The sequence below is a fragment of the Labrys miyagiensis genome, from assembly GCF_030160835.1.
In the GTDB taxonomy this organism is placed as follows: Bacteria; Pseudomonadota; Alphaproteobacteria; order Rhizobiales; family Labraceae; genus Labrys; species Labrys miyagiensis.
The window spans coordinates 16,774-34,697 of sequence record NZ_BSPC01000017.1 but is presented as its reverse complement, the minus strand read 5'-3'; the positions used below and the strand labels follow the sequence as shown (position 1 = coordinate 34,697).

Annotated in this window: 19 protein-coding genes; 11 read left to right on the top strand and 8 right to left on the bottom strand. The window is 63.7% G+C overall.

The window, feature by feature from the left end:
* Window positions 1–178: 178 nt before the first annotated feature.
* Window positions 179–1,261, bottom strand: coding sequence for a phenylalanine--tRNA ligase subunit alpha (gene pheS / locus QQL24_RS10465; protein ID WP_284311929.1), 1,083 nt, complete (start codon window positions 1,259–1,261; stop codon window positions 179–181).
* A gap of 10 nt (window positions 1,262–1,271) precedes the next feature.
* Window positions 1,272–2,312, bottom strand: coding sequence for an acyl-CoA desaturase (locus tag QQL24_RS10460; protein WP_284311928.1), 1,041 nt, complete (start codon window positions 2,310–2,312; stop codon window positions 1,272–1,274).
* Between the two features lie 165 nt (window positions 2,313–2,477).
* Here QQL24_RS10460 and QQL24_RS10455 point away from each other — a divergent pair, with 165 nt between their 5' ends.
* Window positions 2,478–2,864 carry an ArsR/SmtB family transcription factor gene (locus QQL24_RS10455; RefSeq protein ID WP_284311927.1) on the top strand — a complete coding sequence of 129 codons (387 nt, stop codon included), beginning with the start codon at window positions 2,478–2,480 and terminating at the stop codon, window positions 2,862–2,864.
* An 85-nt stretch (window positions 2,865–2,949) separates the two neighbouring features.
* Window positions 2,950–3,780, top strand: coding sequence for an LOG family protein (locus QQL24_RS10450; RefSeq protein ID WP_431310665.1), 831 nt, complete (start codon window positions 2,950–2,952; stop codon window positions 3,778–3,780).
* A gap of 22 nt (window positions 3,781–3,802) precedes the next feature.
* On the opposite strand, the gene QQL24_RS10445 is transcribed toward QQL24_RS10450, so the two are convergent.
* From QQL24_RS10445 to QQL24_RS10430, 4 genes are all read right to left on the bottom strand, one after another.
* Window positions 3,803–5,227 carry a DUF6880 family protein gene (locus QQL24_RS10445; protein ID WP_284311926.1) on the bottom strand — a complete coding sequence of 475 codons (1,425 nt, stop codon included), beginning with the start codon at window positions 5,225–5,227 and terminating at the stop codon, window positions 3,803–3,805.
* A 129-nt stretch (window positions 5,228–5,356) separates the two neighbouring features.
* On the bottom strand, window positions 5,357–5,710 hold the full coding sequence (gene rplT / locus QQL24_RS10440) for a 50S ribosomal protein L20 (protein WP_068297422.1): 354 nt from the start codon (window positions 5,708–5,710) through the stop codon (window positions 5,357–5,359).
* 37 nt (window positions 5,711–5,747) lie between these two features.
* Entirely contained in the window at window positions 5,748–5,948 is a 201-nt protein-coding gene (rpmI, locus tag QQL24_RS10435; protein WP_284311925.1) for a 50S ribosomal protein L35, read from the bottom strand.
* Between the two features lie 224 nt (window positions 5,949–6,172).
* Window positions 6,173–7,117 (bottom strand): GlxA family transcriptional regulator, encoded by a 945-nt coding sequence (locus QQL24_RS10430; protein ID WP_284311924.1) that lies wholly within the window; start codon window positions 7,115–7,117, stop codon window positions 6,173–6,175.
* Window positions 7,118–7,233: 116 nt separating this feature from the next.
* Between QQL24_RS10430 and QQL24_RS10425 the strand changes: the two genes are divergently transcribed.
* From QQL24_RS10425 to QQL24_RS10410, 4 genes are all read left to right on the top strand, one after another.
* Window positions 7,234–8,049 (top strand): SDR family NAD(P)-dependent oxidoreductase, encoded by an 816-nt coding sequence (locus tag QQL24_RS10425; protein ID WP_284311923.1) that lies wholly within the window; start codon window positions 7,234–7,236, stop codon window positions 8,047–8,049.
* Window positions 8,050–8,086: 37 nt separating this feature from the next.
* Window positions 8,087–9,253: an epoxide hydrolase family protein gene (locus QQL24_RS10420; RefSeq protein WP_284311922.1), complete on the top strand. Its 1,167-nt coding sequence runs from the start codon at window positions 8,087–8,089 to the stop codon at window positions 9,251–9,253.
* 152 nt (window positions 9,254–9,405) lie between these two features.
* Window positions 9,406–9,870 carry a hypothetical protein gene (locus QQL24_RS10415; RefSeq protein WP_284311921.1) on the top strand — a complete coding sequence of 155 codons (465 nt, stop codon included), beginning with the start codon at window positions 9,406–9,408 and terminating at the stop codon, window positions 9,868–9,870.
* Window positions 9,867–10,151, top strand: a complete 285-nt coding sequence (locus QQL24_RS10410; protein ID WP_284311920.1) for a type II toxin-antitoxin system RelE/ParE family toxin — start codon at window positions 9,867–9,869, stop codon at window positions 10,149–10,151. The genes QQL24_RS10415 and QQL24_RS10410 overlap by 4 nt, the downstream gene beginning before the upstream one ends.
* A 49-nt stretch (window positions 10,152–10,200) precedes the next feature.
* Here QQL24_RS10410 and pnp read toward each other — a convergent pair whose 3' ends face one another.
* The gene (gene pnp, locus QQL24_RS10405) at window positions 10,201–12,345 is read right to left on the bottom strand and encodes a polyribonucleotide nucleotidyltransferase (protein WP_284311919.1); all 2,145 of its coding nucleotides are present in this window, start codon (window positions 12,343–12,345) and stop codon (window positions 10,201–10,203) included.
* Between the two features lie 252 nt (window positions 12,346–12,597).
* Entirely contained in the window at window positions 12,598–12,867 is a 270-nt protein-coding gene (gene rpsO / locus QQL24_RS10400) for a 30S ribosomal protein S15 (protein WP_284311918.1), read from the bottom strand.
* 410 nt (window positions 12,868–13,277) lie between these two features.
* Here rpsO and QQL24_RS10395 point away from each other — a divergent pair, with 410 nt between their 5' ends.
* From QQL24_RS10395 to dapB, 5 genes are all read left to right on the top strand, one after another.
* Complete coding sequence (locus QQL24_RS10395) at window positions 13,278–14,726, top strand: sensor histidine kinase (RefSeq protein ID WP_284311917.1); 1,449 nt, start codon at window positions 13,278–13,280, stop codon at window positions 14,724–14,726.
* Window positions 14,727–14,879: 153 nt separating this feature from the next.
* On the top strand, window positions 14,880–15,533 hold the full coding sequence (locus QQL24_RS10390; protein WP_284311916.1) for a methyltransferase family protein: 654 nt from the start codon (window positions 14,880–14,882) through the stop codon (window positions 15,531–15,533).
* A gap of 294 nt (window positions 15,534–15,827) precedes the next feature.
* Window positions 15,828–16,505, top strand: a complete 678-nt coding sequence (gene tsaB / locus QQL24_RS10385; protein ID WP_284311915.1) for a tRNA (adenosine(37)-N6)-threonylcarbamoyltransferase complex dimerization subunit type 1 TsaB — start codon at window positions 15,828–15,830, stop codon at window positions 16,503–16,505.
* Window positions 16,502–16,978: a GNAT family N-acetyltransferase gene (locus QQL24_RS10380; protein ID WP_284311914.1), complete on the top strand. Its 477-nt coding sequence runs from the start codon at window positions 16,502–16,504 to the stop codon at window positions 16,976–16,978. Before tsaB ends, QQL24_RS10380 begins: the two co-directional genes overlap by 4 nt.
* A 120-nt stretch (window positions 16,979–17,098) precedes the next feature.
* Window positions 17,099–17,914, top strand: a complete 816-nt coding sequence (gene dapB / locus QQL24_RS10375) for a 4-hydroxy-tetrahydrodipicolinate reductase (protein WP_284311913.1) — start codon at window positions 17,099–17,101, stop codon at window positions 17,912–17,914.
* Window positions 17,915–17,924: the final 10 nt, after the last annotated feature.

The window sequence follows — 17,924 nt, the reverse complement described above, 5'->3', positions numbered from 1 at the left end:
CCGGCGGCGGAAAATGGGAATCAGGGGTTAACGAGAGGTTAACTCTGGGATCCCAGGCTTCCAGCCTGCATCTGCATGCCGGAGGGCACGACCGTTCCACGAGCAGGTCTTGCCTGCTCTTCCCATTCCCCTGTGCCGAGTTCCAAGGTGCAGGCTGGAAGTCTGCGATCCCAGGAAATTACGTCGACAACCCGCCCGCCAGGCTCGGCAGGTCGAAGGGCCGGAAGCCGTAATGCGAGAGCCAGCGCACATCGGCGTCGAAGAAGGGCCTGAGGTCCGGCATGCCATATTTCAGCATGGCGATGCGGTCGATGCCCATGCCCCAGGCAAAGCCTTGATATTCGTCGGGATCGAGGCCGCAATTTCGGAGCACGTTGGGATGCACCATGCCGCAGCCCAGGATCTCCAGCCAGTCCTCGCCCTCGCCGAAGCGGATCTCGCCGCCCTTGCGCGAGCACTGGATGTCGACTTCCATCGACGGCTCGGTGAAGGGGAAGAAGGAAGGGCGGAAACGCATCTTCACCGAGGGCACCTCGAAGAAGGCGCGGCAGAACTCCTCAAGCACCCACTTCATGTTGCCGACCGTGCTGGTCTTGTCGATGACCAGACCCTCGACCTGGTGGAACATCGGCGTGTGTGTCTGGTCGGAGTCGTTGCGATAGGTGCGGCCGGGAATGACCACGCGGATCGGCGGCTTCTGGCTGAGCATGGTGCGCACCTGCACCGGGCTCGTATGCGTACGCAGCACCTTGCGCTCGCCCTTCTCATCGGGGGCGAAGAAGAAGGTATCGTGCATCTCGCGTGCCGGATGGCCGACGGGGAAGTTCAGCATGGTGAAATTGTAGTCGTCGGTCTCGATGTCAGGCCCCTCGGCGACGGCAAAGCCCATGTCGGCGAAGATCGTGGTGATCTCGTCGATGACCTGGCTGATCGGATGCAGGCGGCCGATCTCGGTGCCGCTCTCGCGCGCCGGCAGTGTGACGTCGACGGCCTCGGCCTGCAGGCGGGCCTCCAGGGCGGCAGCCTTCAGCACGCTCTTGCGCTCGGCCAGCGCGGCGGTGACGCGATCCTTGACGGCGTTGATGGCAGCACCGGCCGCCTTGCGCTCCTCGGGCGCCATCTTGCCGAGACCGGCCAGACGCTCGGAGATCGAACCCTTCTTGCCAAGCGCCGCGACACGCACCGCCTCCAGCGCCGACTCGTCGGCAGCGGCATTGATGTCGCTGAGAATACTGCTTTCCAGGCCGGCAAGATCGTTCATAGGCTCTTCCTCAAATCGAGGTGCCTTCTAGCCTATTTACCCTTGCAATGGGAACCGCCTTATACGGCGATATTTGCACCAATGCCTCGCGATGCGGCAGCGTCTCCGGCGTCTTGACGTTCCAGACCAGGCCGAGGCGCCGCAGGGCCACGAGCACCCACCAGCCGATATCCGTCTCGCCCTCATAGAGGCCGAGCCTGGCGGAGGCCGGGAAGGCGTGGTGGTTGTTGTGCCAGGCTTCGCCCATCGAGACGAGGCCGGCTTTCGGAACGTTGTAGCCTTGCACGCCAGCGCCCTGCACCAGCCAGGAGCGCGGGCCCCGGTTGTGGGCGAAATAGCCGATCAGCCAATGGCCGGTGAGCGAGAGGAAGACACGTAGGCAGATGCCCCAGAAAACGAAGCCCCAGCCACCGAGGCCGTAGAACAGCAGAGCCCAGGGCAGTTGCTGCCAGAGCATGGTGCGTTCGAGGAAGCGATAGCAGCGATCCTCGCGCACACGCTGCTCGATGGTCAGGGTCGGCGGCGCGGCGAGGCGCAATTCGCCGTTGAGCTGCTGCCAGCCGTCGATGATCAAGCTGTTGCGATGGGCGAGGAAGGGGTGGCAGTCGGCCTGGCGCTGGGCCCAGTCGCGGATATCGTGCTGGCGGATCATGCCGAAGGGGCCGCCCATGCTCACCAGCGTGCCACAATAGACCAGGACGTATTCGAGCCAGAGCGGACAGTCGAAGGAGCGATGGATCAGGCGGCGATGCATGCCGAGCGAATGGCCGAGGCAGATGGTGACGGCGGTGGTCGCGAGGAAGAGCACGAGGGCGCCCCAGCTGATGGTAAGCGGCGCGCCGATGAGGGCGCCCGCGGCCATGGCCAGCCACCAGAGTGACTTCACCGGCGACCAGCGCACGGAACCCCTGACGGCATCGGTGCCTTCCCCGTCCTGCATGCGCGGGGAATGGAACATGCTGCCAGCATTGGCGAGATCCGCCTCCAGCGCCGCCTCGTCCGTCCGCCCCGCTCCGTCTATCACGAGTGCGTAGCCGCCTGCCGTCTTCATGGGTTGTTCTCCATTTCGTTATTTAACTTATTAATTAATTAAATAATGAATATAACTTGCAAGAAGTCAAGCGGGGCCCTATCTCTCGGGTGGCTGGATGGTGGCGCGTAGCGTGCTCGCCGAATCGGCTGCAACTCGCCCCCTCGCCGACCCACCGGATAAACAATGGCAGCCGACAAGGTCTTCGAAGCACTCTCTTCCGTTCCGCGGCGGCGGATGCTGGCCTATCTGTCGAAGACCGACATGACGGCTGGGCAGATCGTCGAGCGCTTCGCGGATGTGATGTCGGCGCCCGCGGTTTCCAAACACCTGTCGATCCTGGAAAATGCCGGCCTGGTCTGGCGCGAGAAACGCGGCCAGAACGTCCATTACGGCCTGCGCGACGACACGCTCGCGGGCACCCTCATGCAGTTCCTTTCGGAGATCTGCCCGGGCTCGCGTCCCTATACCGACGATTCACGGCTGGAGCGCATCCGGCGCAACCGCAGGCCGAAATCGGCGGAGGACAAGCCCGAGAAGACCGGGCCAGCGACCGCGGATCCCTCCAAATAGCACGGGCTTTACAACTCCAGAGGGATTGCAGTCCTCGGTCCGAGGGATCACAAAAGGTGATGCGTTCCGTATGTGAGTACAGGCTATGACGCCGGCCCCCGACGATTCCTCCCCCACCAACATGCTCTCGACCGCCGATGTCCTGGCGCCTGAAACCCGGGCCAAGGTCAGCGAATTGCGCCAGACCGAGGCACCTGCCTATCGGCTCGCCGCCCTCGATCCCGATTTCATGCTGGGCGATTCAACCCGCGGCATCCGCTTTCAGCTCGAATATGTCAAGGCACAGGAAGGCCTGAAGGCGGCCCATATCCGCTCCACCATTGTAGTGTTCGGTTCGGCCCGGGTGCACGAGGATGCGCCAGGCAATCGCGGGCGCTGGTACAAGGAGGCGCGCACCTTCGGCTATATCGCCTCACGGCGCGGCGGCGCGATGAACGAGATTGGCGATGGGCGCTTCAACGTCATCGCCACCGGCGGCGGCCCGGGCATCATGGAAGCGGCCAATCGCGGCGCCAGCGAGGCCGGCGCGCCGACCATCGGCTTCAACATCACCCTGCCGCACGAGCAATATCCCAACCCTTACACCACGCCGTCCCTCACCTACCGCTTCCATTATTTCGCCATGCGCAAGATGCACCTGGCCATGCATGCGGCGGCGCTGGTGGTGTTTCCGGGGGGCTTCGGCACCTTCGACGAATTGTTCGAGATCATCACCCTGCGTCAGACCGGCAAGATGTCCTTCTGCCCGATCGTGCTGATGGACAAGACCTACTGGACCAAGGTCATCAATTTCGAGGCGCTGGTGGAGGAAGGCTTCATCCGCCGCGAAGACCTCACCCTGTTCGACTTCGCCGAGACGGCGGAGGACTGCTGGGAGATCCTTGAGCGCAAGGGACTGACGGCGCCGGCGGAGTGACGTCAGGACGTTGCCCCCACCTTTACGAGGCTGACTTCGGCACGCCCGCCCAGAAGCTCGTCTTCCGTCCGTGGCTCTTGTACAAGGCCGCCCGCCAATCCGCGGGCGGCAGCCGCCCCATGCCCGCCATGGCGCCGGTTGCAAGGCGTGGCGCCAGTTCGTCGAGAATGCCGAGATAACGAGCCGCGTGCCCATAGGCCAGTGACCGGCTTTTCGCCAAGATGTTCTCGACCATCGCCCGGTAGAGAATGCTCGCCGCCAGCGGCTGCTCCTCGCGAAGCTTGTCGGCGGCAGGCGCGATCACCTCGTAATGCTGGCCATCCCAGTGCGCATTGGAGCTGAGCACCAGCTGGGCTGCATGGCCGAGGTGAGGCCATTCGCACAGGAAGGCCAATGCGCGATAGCGTGCCTTGCTGGCAAGGGCGTGGGCGAGGGCCTTGTCGAGGGCCTCGAACTCCTCGAAATCATCGAGCTTGCCGATATAGACGCGCAACACTTCGACATTGAGGGTCTGTTCGAACACGGCCCAGCGTAGGGCCTGTGCCGCATCCTTCTCGCCCAGGGCCTCGAGAATTGCGGCCTTGAGGCCCGCGCGCCGGCTGAATTTGTGATCGCGCTGGATCACGCCATCCGCCATGTCAATGGCATAGGCATAACCGACATGCGTGGGCTTGTCCCGCTCCATCCAGGCCAGGGCCTCCTTCGCCCGCCCAGCGGCGAGCAGGATTTCCGCAATGGCCAGCCCGTCGCGCGTATGCTCGGGCTTCTCGGTCTCCAGGGCGATCCACTTGTCGACATCGCCGCCGTGATCAGCCACGATCTGGCGAAGCTTGCGATAGCCGCCGGCCCTGTAATCATGGCCGGCGTCCCGAACTTTTTGCGCCAACAGGCTGTCGAGGTTCTCCAGCGCCGCACTGGAAAGATGCGGGAGGAGCCCCTCGGTCGCCAGGGTCAGAGTCCACGGATTCCGGCCCGTCGCGGTCATGAGCTTGCCGGGCAAGGCATCGATATCGGCGGGCGCGAGCCCGCCCGCCAGTGGCCCCAACGCCGCGGCAGCCTCGGCGTAGAGGGTCTCGATCCGGTTGGAACTGACCAGCCGCCCCACAACCGCATCCTGGGTCGCGATGAAGCGCAGCAATAGATCCATCGCGATGGAGGGCGAGGCTGCGCCGACCTCGCCGAGAATGGTGGCGAGGGTGGCCGAAATATCCTTTTCGAAATCCTTGATCTTGTGCCAGTCGATCACCGACCGCGCCTTCTCCAGCGCAGCAAGACGGCGCTCCACCAGCTTGGCCACGGCCTCGGGGCCTTTCATCCCGGCCAGAGCAGCGGACACTCGCTTGCGAAAGGCCGCATTGGCCTGGGCCTCTTCGATGACAAGCGCTGCGAGCTTGTCCAGGCCGAGCTCCTTGAGCTTGCCGGCGCTCAGTTCCGACTTGCTTGCCATCTCAATCTCTCCCGCCGATGACCACTATCAAAAGGAGTGTTGCCCCAATTCCAGGAAAGCCGGTCCATAGCAAAAAACCCGCCACGTTTCCGCAGCGGGTTTTGGACAGAACAGTCTATCAGGCAGCGCTTACGCGGCAGCCTTGACCTTCTCCACCAGCGCCTTGAAGGCCTCCGGCTCGCGGATGGCGAGGTCGGAGAGCACCTTGCGGTCGATCTCGATGCCGGCCTTGGCAAGGCCCGCGATGAACTTGGAATAGGTCAGGCCCAGCTCGCGGACAGCAGCGTTGACGCGCTGGATCCACAGCGCGCGCATGTTGCGCTTCTTGAGCTTGCGGCCGATATAGGCGTATTGCATCGAACGATCGACTGCCTGCTTGGCAATGCGGATCGTATTCTTGCGGCGGCCATAAAAGCCCTTTGCCGCGTCGAGTGTCTTCTTGTGCTTAGCATGGGACGTAACGCCCCGTTTAACGCGTGCCATTCGCTGATCTCCTTAAGGTTTCGCGTTGCCGTGGCGATCAGCCGTTCGGCAGGAAATACTTCTTCACGTTTTCGCCGTCCGTCTTGAAGAGGACGCGCGTGCCGCGAAGCTTACGGATCTGCTTGTTGGTACGCTTGATCATGCCGTGGCGCTTGCCCTGCTGGGCGTGCATCACCTTGCCTGACCCCGTAATCTTGAAGCGCTTCTTGGCGCCCGACTTGGTCTTCATCTTGGGCATTTTGCTCGTCTCCGAATATAAGAAAGGCGCCGAAACCTTTTGGGTTCCGCCACCGGTAAGCCGTGTGCTTTGTTGAAAAGCGCCCGAGCCATCAGCATCGCCACGGCAGCCCTTATCAGCCGGTCGATGCGGGGAAGCGGCGTCTATAGAAGGAGAGGGCGGAAAAAGCAACAGGGACGCGACAGATTCCTGGGAGCGTGGACGTTCCCGTCCGCTCTCCCAGGTCACCTCATCCCCCGCCTGATCGCCTGCGGCGGCTGCCCAAACGCGCGCAGGAACGCCTGGCGCATGCGCTCCCTGTCGGCAAAGCCGGTTTCGCGAGCCACGATGTCGATGGGGTGCCGGCTCTGCTCCATCATCAGCCGCGCGGCCTCCACGCGCAGGTTCTCCACCGCCTTGGCCGGGGATTGGCCGGTTTCGGCTCGGAAGGCACGGCTGAACTGGCGCGGCGAGAGATGGGCGACCTCGGCCAATTGCTCCACCGACAGTTCGGTATGCAGGTTGCGCTTGGCATAGGTCAGCGCGGTCTGGATTCTGTCCGACTTGGCATCGAGATCGAGCAGGTTGGAATGCTGCGATTGGCCGCCTCCCCGCCGGTGATAGACCACCAGATAGCGCGCCACCATGCGGGCCATTTCGGCGCCATGATCCTCCTCCACCAGGCCGAGCGCCAGATCCACGCCGGCGCTCATGCCGGCCGAGGTCCAGATCTGGCCATCGGTAATGAAGATGCGGTCCTCATCCACCTTCGCCTTTGGAAATTTCGCCTGCAGGGCGCGCGTGTTGGCCCAATGAGTGGTGGCGCGCTTGCCATCGAGCAGGCCGGCATCCCCCAGCATGAACGCGCCGGTGCAGATCGAAGCCATGCGCCGCGTGACCTGGCGGGCGCGCCGCACATAATCGATGACCGCCGGCGTGGAGGGCGTGATCACCGGGCCGCCCGAGACGATCAGCGTGTCGAAGGTGGTGTCCTCGAGGGCGGCACTGCCGAAGGCCTGCGTCTCCATGGCGGTGCCAATCGAACTGCGCACCAGCCCGCCCTCCTCCGACAGAGCCTGCATCGCATAAAGCGGCTCGCCCGCGGCGATATTGGTGAACTCGAACACCGAAAGCGCCGACAGGCTCATGACCTGAAAGCCGGGTGAAACCAGAAAGCCGATCTTTTGCATAGGCGCCTCGAACTGTATGTCCTAAAACATTGTATATATGGCATTTGAGACAAACACAAGGGGGCGTAGAAGCCTTGCAACGCCAACGATGGGTTGGCGAGCAAGGAGCTTTTTCAATGACCACCTCTCAAGATCGCGGCACCGTCCTGATCACCGGCGCTTCCTCCGGCATCGGCGCTGTCTATGCCGACCGTTTTGCCCGGAAGGGCTATGACCTCATCCTGGTCGCCCGCAACCAGCAGCGCCTGGACACGCTCGCCGCCCGCCTGCACCAGGAAACCGGCCGCCATGTTGCCGTCATCATCGCGGACCTCGGCAACAAGGACGATCTCGCCCGCATCGAGACGGTGTTGAAGACGGATGCCAGCATTACCGGCCTCGTCAACAATGCCGGCTTCGGCGGCGGTGCGCCTCTACTGCAATCCTCCATCGAGAAGATGGAGGAGATGATCACCCTCAACATCACCGCCCTCACGCGCCTTGCCTATGCGGCGGCGCCGGCCTTCGTCGAGCGCGGACGCGGCACCATCATCAACATTGCTTCCATCGTCGCCATCGCCCCGGAATTGCTCAACGGCGTCTACGGCGGCAGCAAGGCCTTCGTGCTCGCCTTCAGCCAGAGCCTCCAGCATGAGCTGGCCGACAAGAATGTGCGCGTGCAGGCCGTGCTGCCCGGCGCCACCGCCACCGAATTCTGGGACGTCGCCGGCGTGCCCATTACCCACCTGCCTGAAACCATCGTGATGTCAGCCGAGGATATGGTCGATGCCGCCATCGCCGGCTTGAACCAGGGCGAGACCGTGACGATCCCCTCCTTGCCCGATATCGCCGATTGGAATGCCTATGAGGCCGCCCGCAAGGCCCTCGGCCCCAATCTGTCGCACAGCAAGCCCGCGGAGCGCTTCGGCCTGCGCCAAGCCAACGCTGCTTGATCACAGACGCCTTCAGCGGAAGCAGAAAAGAAATCTCATGACACAAATATCAGAAGACGGGGCGATAACCCCGTTTCATGTCGCCATTCCCCAGGCCGAACTCGACGATCTCAAACAAAGGCTGGCGCGCACGCGCTGGCCTGAGCGGGAGGCCGTGGCGGATTGGTCGCAGGGCGTGCCGCTCGCCAAGGCGCAGCCACTGATTGCCCATTGGCGCGAGCATTACGACTGGCGCAAATTCGAGGCCCGCCTCAATGCCTATCCGCAATTCACCACGCGGATAGATGGCCTCGATATTCACTTCATCCGGGTGAAATCGCCGCACGCCACGGCCTTGCCGATCATCCTCACCCATGGCTGGCCGGGATCGGTGGTCGAGTTCCTCGACCTGATCGAGCCCCTCACCGATCCCACCCGTTTCGGCGGCAAGGCCGAAGACGCCTTCGATGTCGTCATCCCCTCGCTGCCCGGCTTCGGCTTCTCCGGAAAGCCCGAGGAGACCGGCTGGGATGTCCTGCGCACCGCCAAAGCCTGGGCCATGCTGATGGAGCGCCTCGGCTACAGCAAATGGGTGGCGCAGGGCGGCGATTGGGGTTCGGGCGTCACCCACGTGCTGGCCTTGCTGCGCCCTCAGGGCCTGGCCGGCGCGCATGTGAACCTGCCTCTGGTGTTCCCCGAGCATGTCCCGGCCAATCCGACGGCGCAGGAAGCCGCCGCCTTTGCAGGTGCCGCACATTTCGGCGGCGAGGAATCAGGCTTCTACCGTCAGCAATCCACCCGCCCGCAAACCGTTGGCTATGCCCTGGCCGATTCGCCGGCCGGCCAGGCGCTGTGGATCTACGAGAAATTCCAGGCCTGGGCCGACCATGATGGCGATGTCGATACCCTCCTGGGCCTCGACCGCATCCTCGATGCCATCACGCTCTATTGGCTGACAAACAGCGCCGCCTCCTCCGCCCGCTTCTATTGGGAAAACGCCAAAAGCCCCGCCTCTCCCTTCTCGGCAGGCCGCATCGAACTGCCCATGGCCGCGACGACCTTTCCCAAGGAGGTCTTCCAGGCCCCGCGTGCCTGGGCTGACGCGGTATGGCCGAACCTGCTCCATTGGGGCGAGGCCAGCAAAGGCGGTCATTTCGCGGCTTTCGAACAGCCGACGATCTTCGCGGAGGAACTGAGAAAGGCATTTTACAGCCTGCGAAAATAGCTATCTTCCGGGTTCGCGAACGTCTCGTCCGCATCTTCCTATCCGACACGCGCGGCGCGAGAAAGCCGGCGCCGCGCCATCACTTTATAATTACTCAAACTTGCAATTTATAATTATCCGCGTAGCCTTGCGAAGACAAAGCGAGGAACGCCATGACCGCCCAAACCATCGATCACGCCACCCTGTCAACGTTGGTCGAGGCCGGCATGGTGCGCAACGCCCACGTCGTTGGCCGTCCCGAGGGGTGGTCAATCCAGGTCCGCTACGGACAGAACCAACGCACCCTGATCGCACAACGCGGCCGCCATGCCCGTGTCTTCCGCCGGCTGGACACGCTGGTCTCCTATCTCAAGGATGTTGGCATCGCCGAGTTCGACGTCGATGCCACCGCCTACGAACCCGACAGTGCCAAGGCCCCCACCCGCCCCGACCGCTCAGAGGCCCTGCGCAAGGCTCATGAAGCGGCTGCCTATGATGCCTGGTTCCGGGAGGAGATCCAGAAGGCCATCGACGAAGCGGACGATCCGAACACTGTCTGGATCAGTCAGGAAGAAGCGGACGCGGACTGGGAAAAGCAGCGGGCTGAACTCACCCGTCTGATCGGAGATAAGGGGTGAAACTCGCCTGGCTTCCAACTGCACTGACCGATCGCGCCTCAATCGTACGTCTAATTGCCAAAGACAGCCCCAGAGCTGCCCGCGAACAAGGCGATCGCATTCGAAATCAGGCGATTAATCTACGCGACCACCCCGAAATGGGACGTTCCGGCCGGTTGCCGCGCGCACGCGAACTCGTCATAGGCGGCACGCCTTTCCTTGTGATCTATCGCATTGGTCAACAGCAGGTTGAGATTCTGCGTGTCATCCACGGTGCCCAGCAATGGCCGCCCAAAAGATAAGGGCGACCCGAGGGCCGCCCTTTGACTGAATTGCGTAGGAAAACCAGCCTTACTCGGCGGCCTCGCCCTCGGCCTTGGCCTTCTTCTCCAGGTCCTCGCCCGTGGCCTGGTCGACGGCCTTCATCGAGAGGCGGACCTTGCCGCGCTCGTCGAAGCCGAGCAGCTTGACCTTGACCTTGTCGCCTTCCTTGACCACGTCGGTGACCTTGTTCACACGGGTTCCCGCCAGTTGCGAGATGTGAACCAGACCGTCCTTGGCGCCGAAGAAATTGACGAAGGCGCCGAAATCGGTGGTCTTGACCACGGTGCCGTCATAGATCGCATTGAGCTCGGGCTCGGACGCGATCGACTTGATCCAGTTGATGGCGGCCTTGATCGCCGTGCCGGAAGCCGAGGCCACCTTGATGGTGCCGTCGTCCTGGATGTCGACCTTGGCGCCGGTCTTCTCCACGATCTCGCGGATGACCTTGCCGCCCGAACCGATCACTTCGCGGATCTTGTCGACCGGAATGGTGATCACCTCGATGCGCGGCGCGTGCTCGCCGAGTTCGGCGCGAGCACCGGACAGGGCCTTCGACATCTCGCCGAGGATGTGCAGGCGGCCTTCCTTGGCCTGGCCGAGGGCGACCTTCATGATCTCCTCGGTGATGCCGGCGATCTTGATGTCCATCTGCAGCGAGGTGACGCCGTTCTCAGTGCCGGCCACCTTGAAGTCCATGTCGCCGAGATGGTCCTCGTCACCCAGGATGTCGGAGAGCACGGCAAAGCGCTCGCCTTCCAGGATGAGGCCCATGGCGATGCCGGCGACCGGCGCGCGCAGCGGCACGCCGGCATCCATCAGCGCCAGCGAGGAGCCGCAGACCGTGGCCATCGAGGATGAGCCGTTGGACTCGGTGATCTCGGAGACGACGCGGATGGTGTAAGGGAACTCGTGCTGCGGGGGCAGCATCGGGTGGATGGCGCGCCAGGCGAGCTTGCCATGGCCGATCTCGCGGCGGCCCGGGGAGCCCATGCGGCCGGTCTCGCCCACGGAGTAGGGCGGGAAGTTGTAATGCAGCATGAAGCGCTGCTTGTAGGTGCCTTCCAGGCTGTCGACATATTGCTCGTCATCGCCGGTGCCGAGCGTGGCGACGGCAAGGGCCTGGGTTTCACCGCGCGTGAACAGCGCGGATCCGTGGGTGCGCGGCAGGATGCCCGCTTCGGCGACGATGTTGCGCACCGTCTTGACGTCGCGCCCGTCGATGCGGGTGCCGGTGTCGAGGATGTTCCAGCGCACGACCTTGGCCTGCAGCTCGTGGAAGACCTCCGCGACGACCTGCTTGGAATAGGCAGGATTCTCGACGCCCTCAGGCAGGAAGTGAGCCACGACCTTGGCCTTGCAGGCGTCGACGGCGGCATAGCGCTGCTGCTTGACGGTGATCGAATAGGCGGCGCGCAGATCGGACTCGATCACGGCGAGCATGGCCTTTTCGAGCTCGGAGTGATCGGCCGGCTGGAAGTCGCGCGGCTCCTTGGCGGCCTTCTCGGCGAGGCGGATGATCGCCTCGATCACCGGCTGGAAGCCGGAATGGCCGAGCATCACGGCCTCGAGCATGGTCTGCTCCGAAAGCTCCTTGGCTTCCGATTCCACCATCAGCACGGCGTCGGCGGTGCCGGCGACCACGAGCTCGAGGGAGGATTCCTTCATCTCGTCGATGGTCGGATTGAGCTTCAGCGCACCATTGACGTAGCCGACGCTGGCGGCGCCCACGGGACCCATGAAGGGCACGCCCGAGAGGGTCAGGGCGGCGGAGGCGGCGACCATGGAGAGCACGTCGGTGTCGTTGATCAGGTCGTGCGAGAGCACGGTGACGACAACCTGGGTGTCATGGCGATAGCCCTCGACGAAGAGCGGACGGATCGGGCGGTCGATCAGGCGGGAGATCAGCGTCTCGCGCTCGGACGGACGGCCTTCACGCTTGAAGTAGCCGCCTGGAATGCGGCCAGCCGCGAAGGCCTTTTCCTGATAGTTGACGGTGAGCGGGAAGAAGTCGACGCCGGCCTTCGGCTCCTTGGCCGAGACGACGGTGGCCAGCACGGTCGAGTCGCCATAGGTGGCGAGCACGGCGCCATCGGCCTGGCGAGCGATCTTGCCGGTTTCGAGAATGAGTTTGCGGCCAGCCCATTCGAGCTCTTCGCGGTAGATTGTGAACATGCGTTCAATCCTGTCTTTGCTTGAGACCGGATGAGGCAAGGCCCTTCTTTGGAGCCCCTGAAACGAAAGCAGCCATCGCAAGATGGCAGGACGCATCCTTTGAGCTCAACGCCTCGGGCCTGCGTCCTGCGATCCTGCCATGGCCTGCTGCCTATCCGGTCGTTTGGGTTCTCGCGGCAACCCCATGTCGCCACGTCCCGTTGATGAAAAAAGAGCAGCCCGAAAGGCACCGGCCTTTCGGGCTTTCATGTCTTAGCGGCGGATGCCGAGACGCTCGATGACGGACTTGTAGCGGCTCTCATCACGCGACTTGAGGTAGTCGAGCAGCGAGCGGCGCAGGGCCACCATCTTGAGAAGGCCACGACGGGAGTGGTTGTCCTTCACATGCGACTTGAAATGGCCGGTCAGGTTGGTGATACGCTCGGTGAGGATCGCGATCTGCACTTCCGAAGAACCAGTATCGCCGTCCTTGGCACCATATTCCTTGATCAGCGCAGTCTTGCGCTCTTGCGAAATCGACATCGGATAGTCCTTTCATAGGGCATTCGCGCGCGAGCTGCGCGATTGCCGGATAACGTCTTGCGACGAAGAAGGCCGTCTGGCCGGGATCGCCTTCCACCTTGGCCCGGCCGGGATGTCGTCCAGCGGGGTCGGTAGCGGCGGGTAAAATCCGGAGCGTCCGCACCGGGATGCGGCCCTATAGTCGAACGCCCGTTAAAAAGCTAGGAAAAAGCAGCCCTCAACTGTGAAAGGACGGATCCGCACGCCTTGACGGTTGCTGTCGCCGATCTCCGCCACATCGACGCCGTAAGCCAACCATACTTTAGCAGAGCGCTCCAAGCGCTCCAAACTGGCTTGGCAGGGCGCATTACAACTTCGCCGGGCCGGGCTGGGCACTGGCGAGACGAACCAAATTCGGTTAAGCCAGATTCGTGTCCAACTCGCTCGCCACGCCCAATAAACCCGGCCGCTTCGGGCTTTCTGCGCGCCTTTTGGTGCTGACGGTGCTGTTCGTCCTGCTGGCGGAGGTGCTGATCTACCTTCCTTCTGTCGCCACCTACAGGCGCAACTGGCTGTCCAACCGCCTGTCTTCGGCCGTCACGGCAGCACTGGTGCTCGAGGCCGCGCCCGACGGGATGGTCTCCGACAATCTCGCCATGCAGATCCTGGATTCGGTCGGCGCCAAGATGGTGGCGTTGAAGATGAGCGACACCAAGCGCCTGCTCGCCTCGTCAGAAATGCCGCCGACGGTCGCGCTCAGTACGGATCTGCGCACGCTGTCGGAGATGGAGGCCATTCACGACGCCGTCGTTACGCTGCTCGCTCCCAAGGGGCGCTTCATCCGCGTGGTGGGCGATGCACCCATGCAAGGCCAGTTCATCGAGATCGTGGTCGACGAGACGCCGCTGCAGCAGGGCATGTATGCCTTTTCGACCCGCCTCGTCTTCTCCTCACTTATCATCTCGGCCATTACGGCATGCCTCGTCTATCTGACGCTGAGCTGGGTGATCGTGCGGCCGATGCGACGCCTCACGGGCGCCATGATACGCTTCGGGGAAAACCCGGAGGACGACTCGCGCGTGGTGCCCACCTCTCGCCGCAGCGACGAGATCGGCGTCGCCGAGCGCGAGCTTGCGGCCATGCAGCGCCAATTGCACGGCATGCTGCAGCAGAGAAGCCGCCTCGCCGCCCTTGGCCTTGCCGTCTCCAAGATCAGCCATGACTTGCGCAACCTGCTGGCCGGCGCCCAGCTTTTCTCCGACCGCCTCGCCGAGACCAACGATCCCGTCGTACAGCGCTTCGCACCCAGGCTGATCCAGACGCTGGACCGGGCCATCGCCTTCTGCCAGTCGACGCTCTCCTACGGCCGTGTCGCCGAGCAGCCGCCTTCGCGGCGCATCATCGCGGTCGCGCCCATTGTCAACGACACCCGCGAACTTGTCGGGCTGGGTGCGGAAAGCGGGGATCACGCCAACAGGATAGCCTGGCGCGAGGCGCTCGAACCGGGCTTGCAGATCGACGCCGATCCCGACCAGCTCTCCCGCATCCTGATCAATCTCTGCCGCAACGCGGTGCAGGCGCTGGAAAACCACAGCCAGCCCGACGGCGCGGCCAATTGCTTGAGCGTGAGCGGGCGGCGCGACAGGAAACAGGTCGTGATCGAGATCGCCGACAACGGCCCAGGCGTGCCGGAAAAAGCCCAGCAGAGACTGTTCGAAGCTTTCTCGGGCTCGACGCGGCCCGGCGGCTCCGGTCTCGGCCTTGCCATTGCGGCTGAGCTGGTGAGGGCCCATGGCGGCACGCTCGTTTTGATCGACACGGAAGGCGCCGGAACCGGAGCGACCTTCCGCATCTCGATCCCCGACCGCAACACGGCGTAAACCGCTTCCCGATCCTGCCGGCCACAAGGCGTGGACGCGTTGTCACGCAATTGTTAATGTCGTCTCGGCTGCGACGCGGCAACGCTGCCCGTCCATCGCCTCGGGGAATCAAATGCTCGGTCCGTGTTTGGGGGGCCGCAACTGAGTGTTTTCATGCTGAAGATAAAGAACAACGCCGATATTGGCTCGTCCATCGACATCAATGCTGTCCAGACCATACGGCGATTCGCCCTCGGTACGCTCGGTATCATCGGCTTTGTTGTCCTGCTCTTCACCGACTCGGCCTGGCAGAACACCGCCGGCAGGGGCATGGACGAGACGATCGAGAGCATCGGCCTAGTGCTGATGGCGATCGCCATCGTCGGCCGCACTTGGTGCTCCCTCTATATCGGCGGCCGCAAGAAGCAGATCATCGTCGAGGAGGGCCCCTATTCCATCTGTCGCAACCCGCTCTATGTCTTCTCCTTCATCGGCGCGGCCGGCGCCGGCGCACAATTCGGCGCCATCTCCACGGCGATCCTGGTCTGCGCCATCACCATCGTGGTCTTCGCCATCGTCACGCGTAAGGAAGAGCAGTTCCTGCGTGACAAGTTCGGCCGCGCCTATGAGGCCTATTGCGGGCGCGTGCCCCGCTTCATTCCCAATTTCCGGCTCTGGCGCCCAGTGCCGACGCTGGAGATCCAGACTTCGCTGGTGACCCGCACCTTCCTCGATGCCTGCCTGTTCCTCGCCGCCTATCCGGTGGCGGAGGCCATCGAATGGCTGCAGGACGCGCATTATCTTCCGGTCTACTTCCTTCTGCCCTAGAGCAAAATGCATTCAGACGGAACCGGATTGCCAGGTTAACACGTTGGTATCGAGTGCATTTTGCGATTCTTGGTGATTTGATTTGAAGATAGAACGCCCTAGAGCAAAGCGCGTTTAGGCGTAAACGCGTTTTGCTCCAACTCCCCGTTTCGACGCGTCTCTGCGATTGTTGCCGATTCCGTCAAATCGCAAAACGCTTTAGGCTTTTTATATCGGGGGCTTTGCCTGAAGGCGGATTCCTGCGATATCGCTGACCTTTGGTCGGCAAACGACGACACGTCCCAGGTTCCGCGCATGCGTATTCTCGCCATCGATACAGCCCTTGAAGCCTGCTCGGCCAGCGTGTTCGATTCCGATGACGGCGAGATCGCGTCCCAGACCATCCTGATGGCGCGTGGCCATGCCGAGGCGCTGATTCCGCTGGTGCAGCAAGTGGTCGAGCGCTCTGGCGGCTTCTCCCTGATCGATCGCATCGCCACCACCGTCGGCCCCGGTTCCTTCACCGGGTTGCGCGTGGCCATCTCGGCCGCCCGCGCCTTCGCCCTCGCCCTGCGCGTGCCCTGCGTCGGCATCTCGACGCTTGCCGCCATCGCCGCTCCGCATATCGACGAGAATGACGGCCAGCACGTCGCCGTCGCCATCGATGCACGGCACGGCAATGTCTATTTCGAGCTGTTCTCCAACCGCGGCCGCAGCATCGTCGAGGCGAGCTGCATCTCGCTCCGCGAGGCCGCGCGCGTGCTCGGGCCGGCGACGGTGAAGATGGCCGGACCCGCCGCGCCCCTGCTGTTCAACGAGGCCAAGTCTGCCGGTACGGCCGGCATCATCGTCGATTCCAGCCCGGCGCCCGATATCACCTGGGTGGCCCAGCTCGGTCTCCTCGCCGATCCCGCCGACTCCCCGCCGCGCCCGACCTATCTCAAGCCCGCCGACGCCACGCCCCAGCAGAACGGACAGGTGGCGCGACAATGAGCTGGTTCGGCAAGAGACAGCCGCCGGTGATCACCGATGCCCGCGTCGGTGACGCCGCAGGTTTGGCCGCCATCCACGCCACCGGCTTCGAACGAGGCTGGGACGCCCTCGAATTCGAGCGCATGCTCGCCGACAGGCTGATCCTCGCCCATCTCGCTCGCCCCGGCGGCAAGGGCACGCCGACCGGCTTCGCCATGTCCCGGCTGGTGGTGGACGAGGCGGAGATCCTGAGTGTAGCGGTGTCGCCGGCGGCCCGGCGCGCGGGCCTGGCCACCTCCTTGCTGCAACATCATCTCGGCCGCCTGGCCGCGGCGGGCGCCAGGAAGGTGTTCCTGGAGGTCGCCGAGGACAATGTGGCGGCGATCCGGCTCTATCAGCGCCATGGCTTCGACGAGATTGCCCGGCGCAACGCCTATTACGCCCGCGCCAAGGGGCCGCCAGCCACGGCGATCGTGATGGAGCGGGTGTTGTAACCTGGGAGCGCGGACGTCACAGCGACATGCTTGCATGTCGCGATGTCCGCTCTTCCTTGCCTCGCATTGTAACGTTTCCAAGAGCGGACGAGACGTCCGCGCTCCCAGGGAGAATTCACCATGGCCGACACGCGGCTCGTCGTAGCAGGCGCCTCAGGACGGATGGGCCAGACCCTGATCCGGCTGATCGCGGAGACTCCCGGCGTGGTGCTCAGCGGCGCCATCGAGCGCCCGGGCGCGCCGGCGGTCGGCCAGGATTCTGGGAAGGTCGCCGGGCTCGAGCCCAACGGCGTGCTGATCACCGACGACCCGCTGTCCCTCCTCACGGCGGCCGAAGGCATCATCGACTTCACCGCCCCGTCGGCAACGGTCGAGCTTGCCGCCCTCGCCGCCCAGATGCGCATCGTGCATGTGATCGGCACCACCGGCCTGTCGAAAGAAGACTTCGCCCGCCTCAAGGCCGCTTCCCGCCATGCGGTGATCGTGCAGTCCGGCAATATGAGCCTTGGCGTCAATCTCCTCGCCGCCGTGGTGAAGCGCGTCGCCAGGAGCCTCGATGAGGATTTTGATATCGAGATCCTCGAAATGCATCACAACCGCAAGGTCGACGCCCCCTCGGGCACCGCGCTGCTGCTTGGTCAGGCCGCGGCGGACGGGCGCGGCATCGATCTCGACGGCCATTCGGACCGCGTCCGCGACGGCCATACCGGCGCCCGCGAGAAGGGCCATATCGGCTTTGCCACGCTGCGCGGCGGCACCGTGGTCGGCGAGCACACCGTGATCTTTGCCAGCGAGGGCGAGCGCATCGAATTCGCGCACAAGGCCGAGAGCCGCGTGATTTTCGCCAAGGGCGCCCTCAAGGCGGCAATCTGGGGCTTCGGCCGCAAGCCGGGCTATTATTCCATGGCCGACGTGCTCGGCCTGGCGGAACTCTGACGCGCCGGAT

What these genes read in the sequence shown, in the direction of transcription:
- pheS (WP_284311929.1), bottom strand. Translation starts at nt 1,261, where the DNA reads ATGAACGATCTTGCCGGCCTGGAAAGCAGTATTCTCAGCGACATCAAT.
- QQL24_RS10460 (WP_284311928.1), bottom strand. Translation starts at nt 2,312, where the DNA reads ATGAAGACGGCAGGCGGCTACGCACTCGTGATAGACGGAGCGGGGCGG.
- QQL24_RS10455 (WP_284311927.1), top strand. Translation starts at nt 2,478, where the DNA reads ATGGCAGCCGACAAGGTCTTCGAAGCACTCTCTTCCGTTCCGCGGCGG.
- QQL24_RS10450 (WP_431310665.1), top strand. Translation starts at nt 2,950, where the DNA reads ATGACGCCGGCCCCCGACGATTCCTCCCCCACCAACATGCTCTCGACC.
- QQL24_RS10445 (WP_284311926.1), bottom strand. Translation starts at nt 5,227, where the DNA reads ATGGCAAGCAAGTCGGAACTGAGCGCCGGCAAGCTCAAGGAGCTCGGC.
- rplT (WP_068297422.1), bottom strand. Translation starts at nt 5,710, where the DNA reads ATGGCACGCGTTAAACGGGGCGTTACGTCCCATGCTAAGCACAAGAAG.
- rpmI (WP_284311925.1), bottom strand. Translation starts at nt 5,948, where the DNA reads ATGCCCAAGATGAAGACCAAGTCGGGCGCCAAGAAGCGCTTCAAGATT.
- QQL24_RS10430 (WP_284311924.1), bottom strand. Translation starts at nt 7,117, where the DNA reads ATGCAAAAGATCGGCTTTCTGGTTTCACCCGGCTTTCAGGTCATGAGC.
- QQL24_RS10425 (WP_284311923.1), top strand. Translation starts at nt 7,234, where the DNA reads ATGACCACCTCTCAAGATCGCGGCACCGTCCTGATCACCGGCGCTTCC.
- QQL24_RS10420 (WP_284311922.1), top strand. Translation starts at nt 8,087, where the DNA reads ATGACACAAATATCAGAAGACGGGGCGATAACCCCGTTTCATGTCGCC.
- QQL24_RS10415 (WP_284311921.1), top strand. Translation starts at nt 9,406, where the DNA reads ATGACCGCCCAAACCATCGATCACGCCACCCTGTCAACGTTGGTCGAG.
- pnp (WP_284311919.1), bottom strand. Translation starts at nt 12,345, where the DNA reads ATGTTCACAATCTACCGCGAAGAGCTCGAATGGGCTGGCCGCAAACTC.
- rpsO (WP_284311918.1), bottom strand. Translation starts at nt 12,867, where the DNA reads ATGTCGATTTCGCAAGAGCGCAAGACTGCGCTGATCAAGGAATATGGT.
- QQL24_RS10390 (WP_284311916.1), top strand. Translation starts at nt 14,880, where the DNA reads ATGCTGAAGATAAAGAACAACGCCGATATTGGCTCGTCCATCGACATC.
- tsaB (WP_284311915.1), top strand. Translation starts at nt 15,828, where the DNA reads ATGCGTATTCTCGCCATCGATACAGCCCTTGAAGCCTGCTCGGCCAGC.
- QQL24_RS10380 (WP_284311914.1), top strand. Translation starts at nt 16,502, where the DNA reads ATGAGCTGGTTCGGCAAGAGACAGCCGCCGGTGATCACCGATGCCCGC.
- dapB (WP_284311913.1), top strand. Translation starts at nt 17,099, where the DNA reads ATGGCCGACACGCGGCTCGTCGTAGCAGGCGCCTCAGGACGGATGGGC.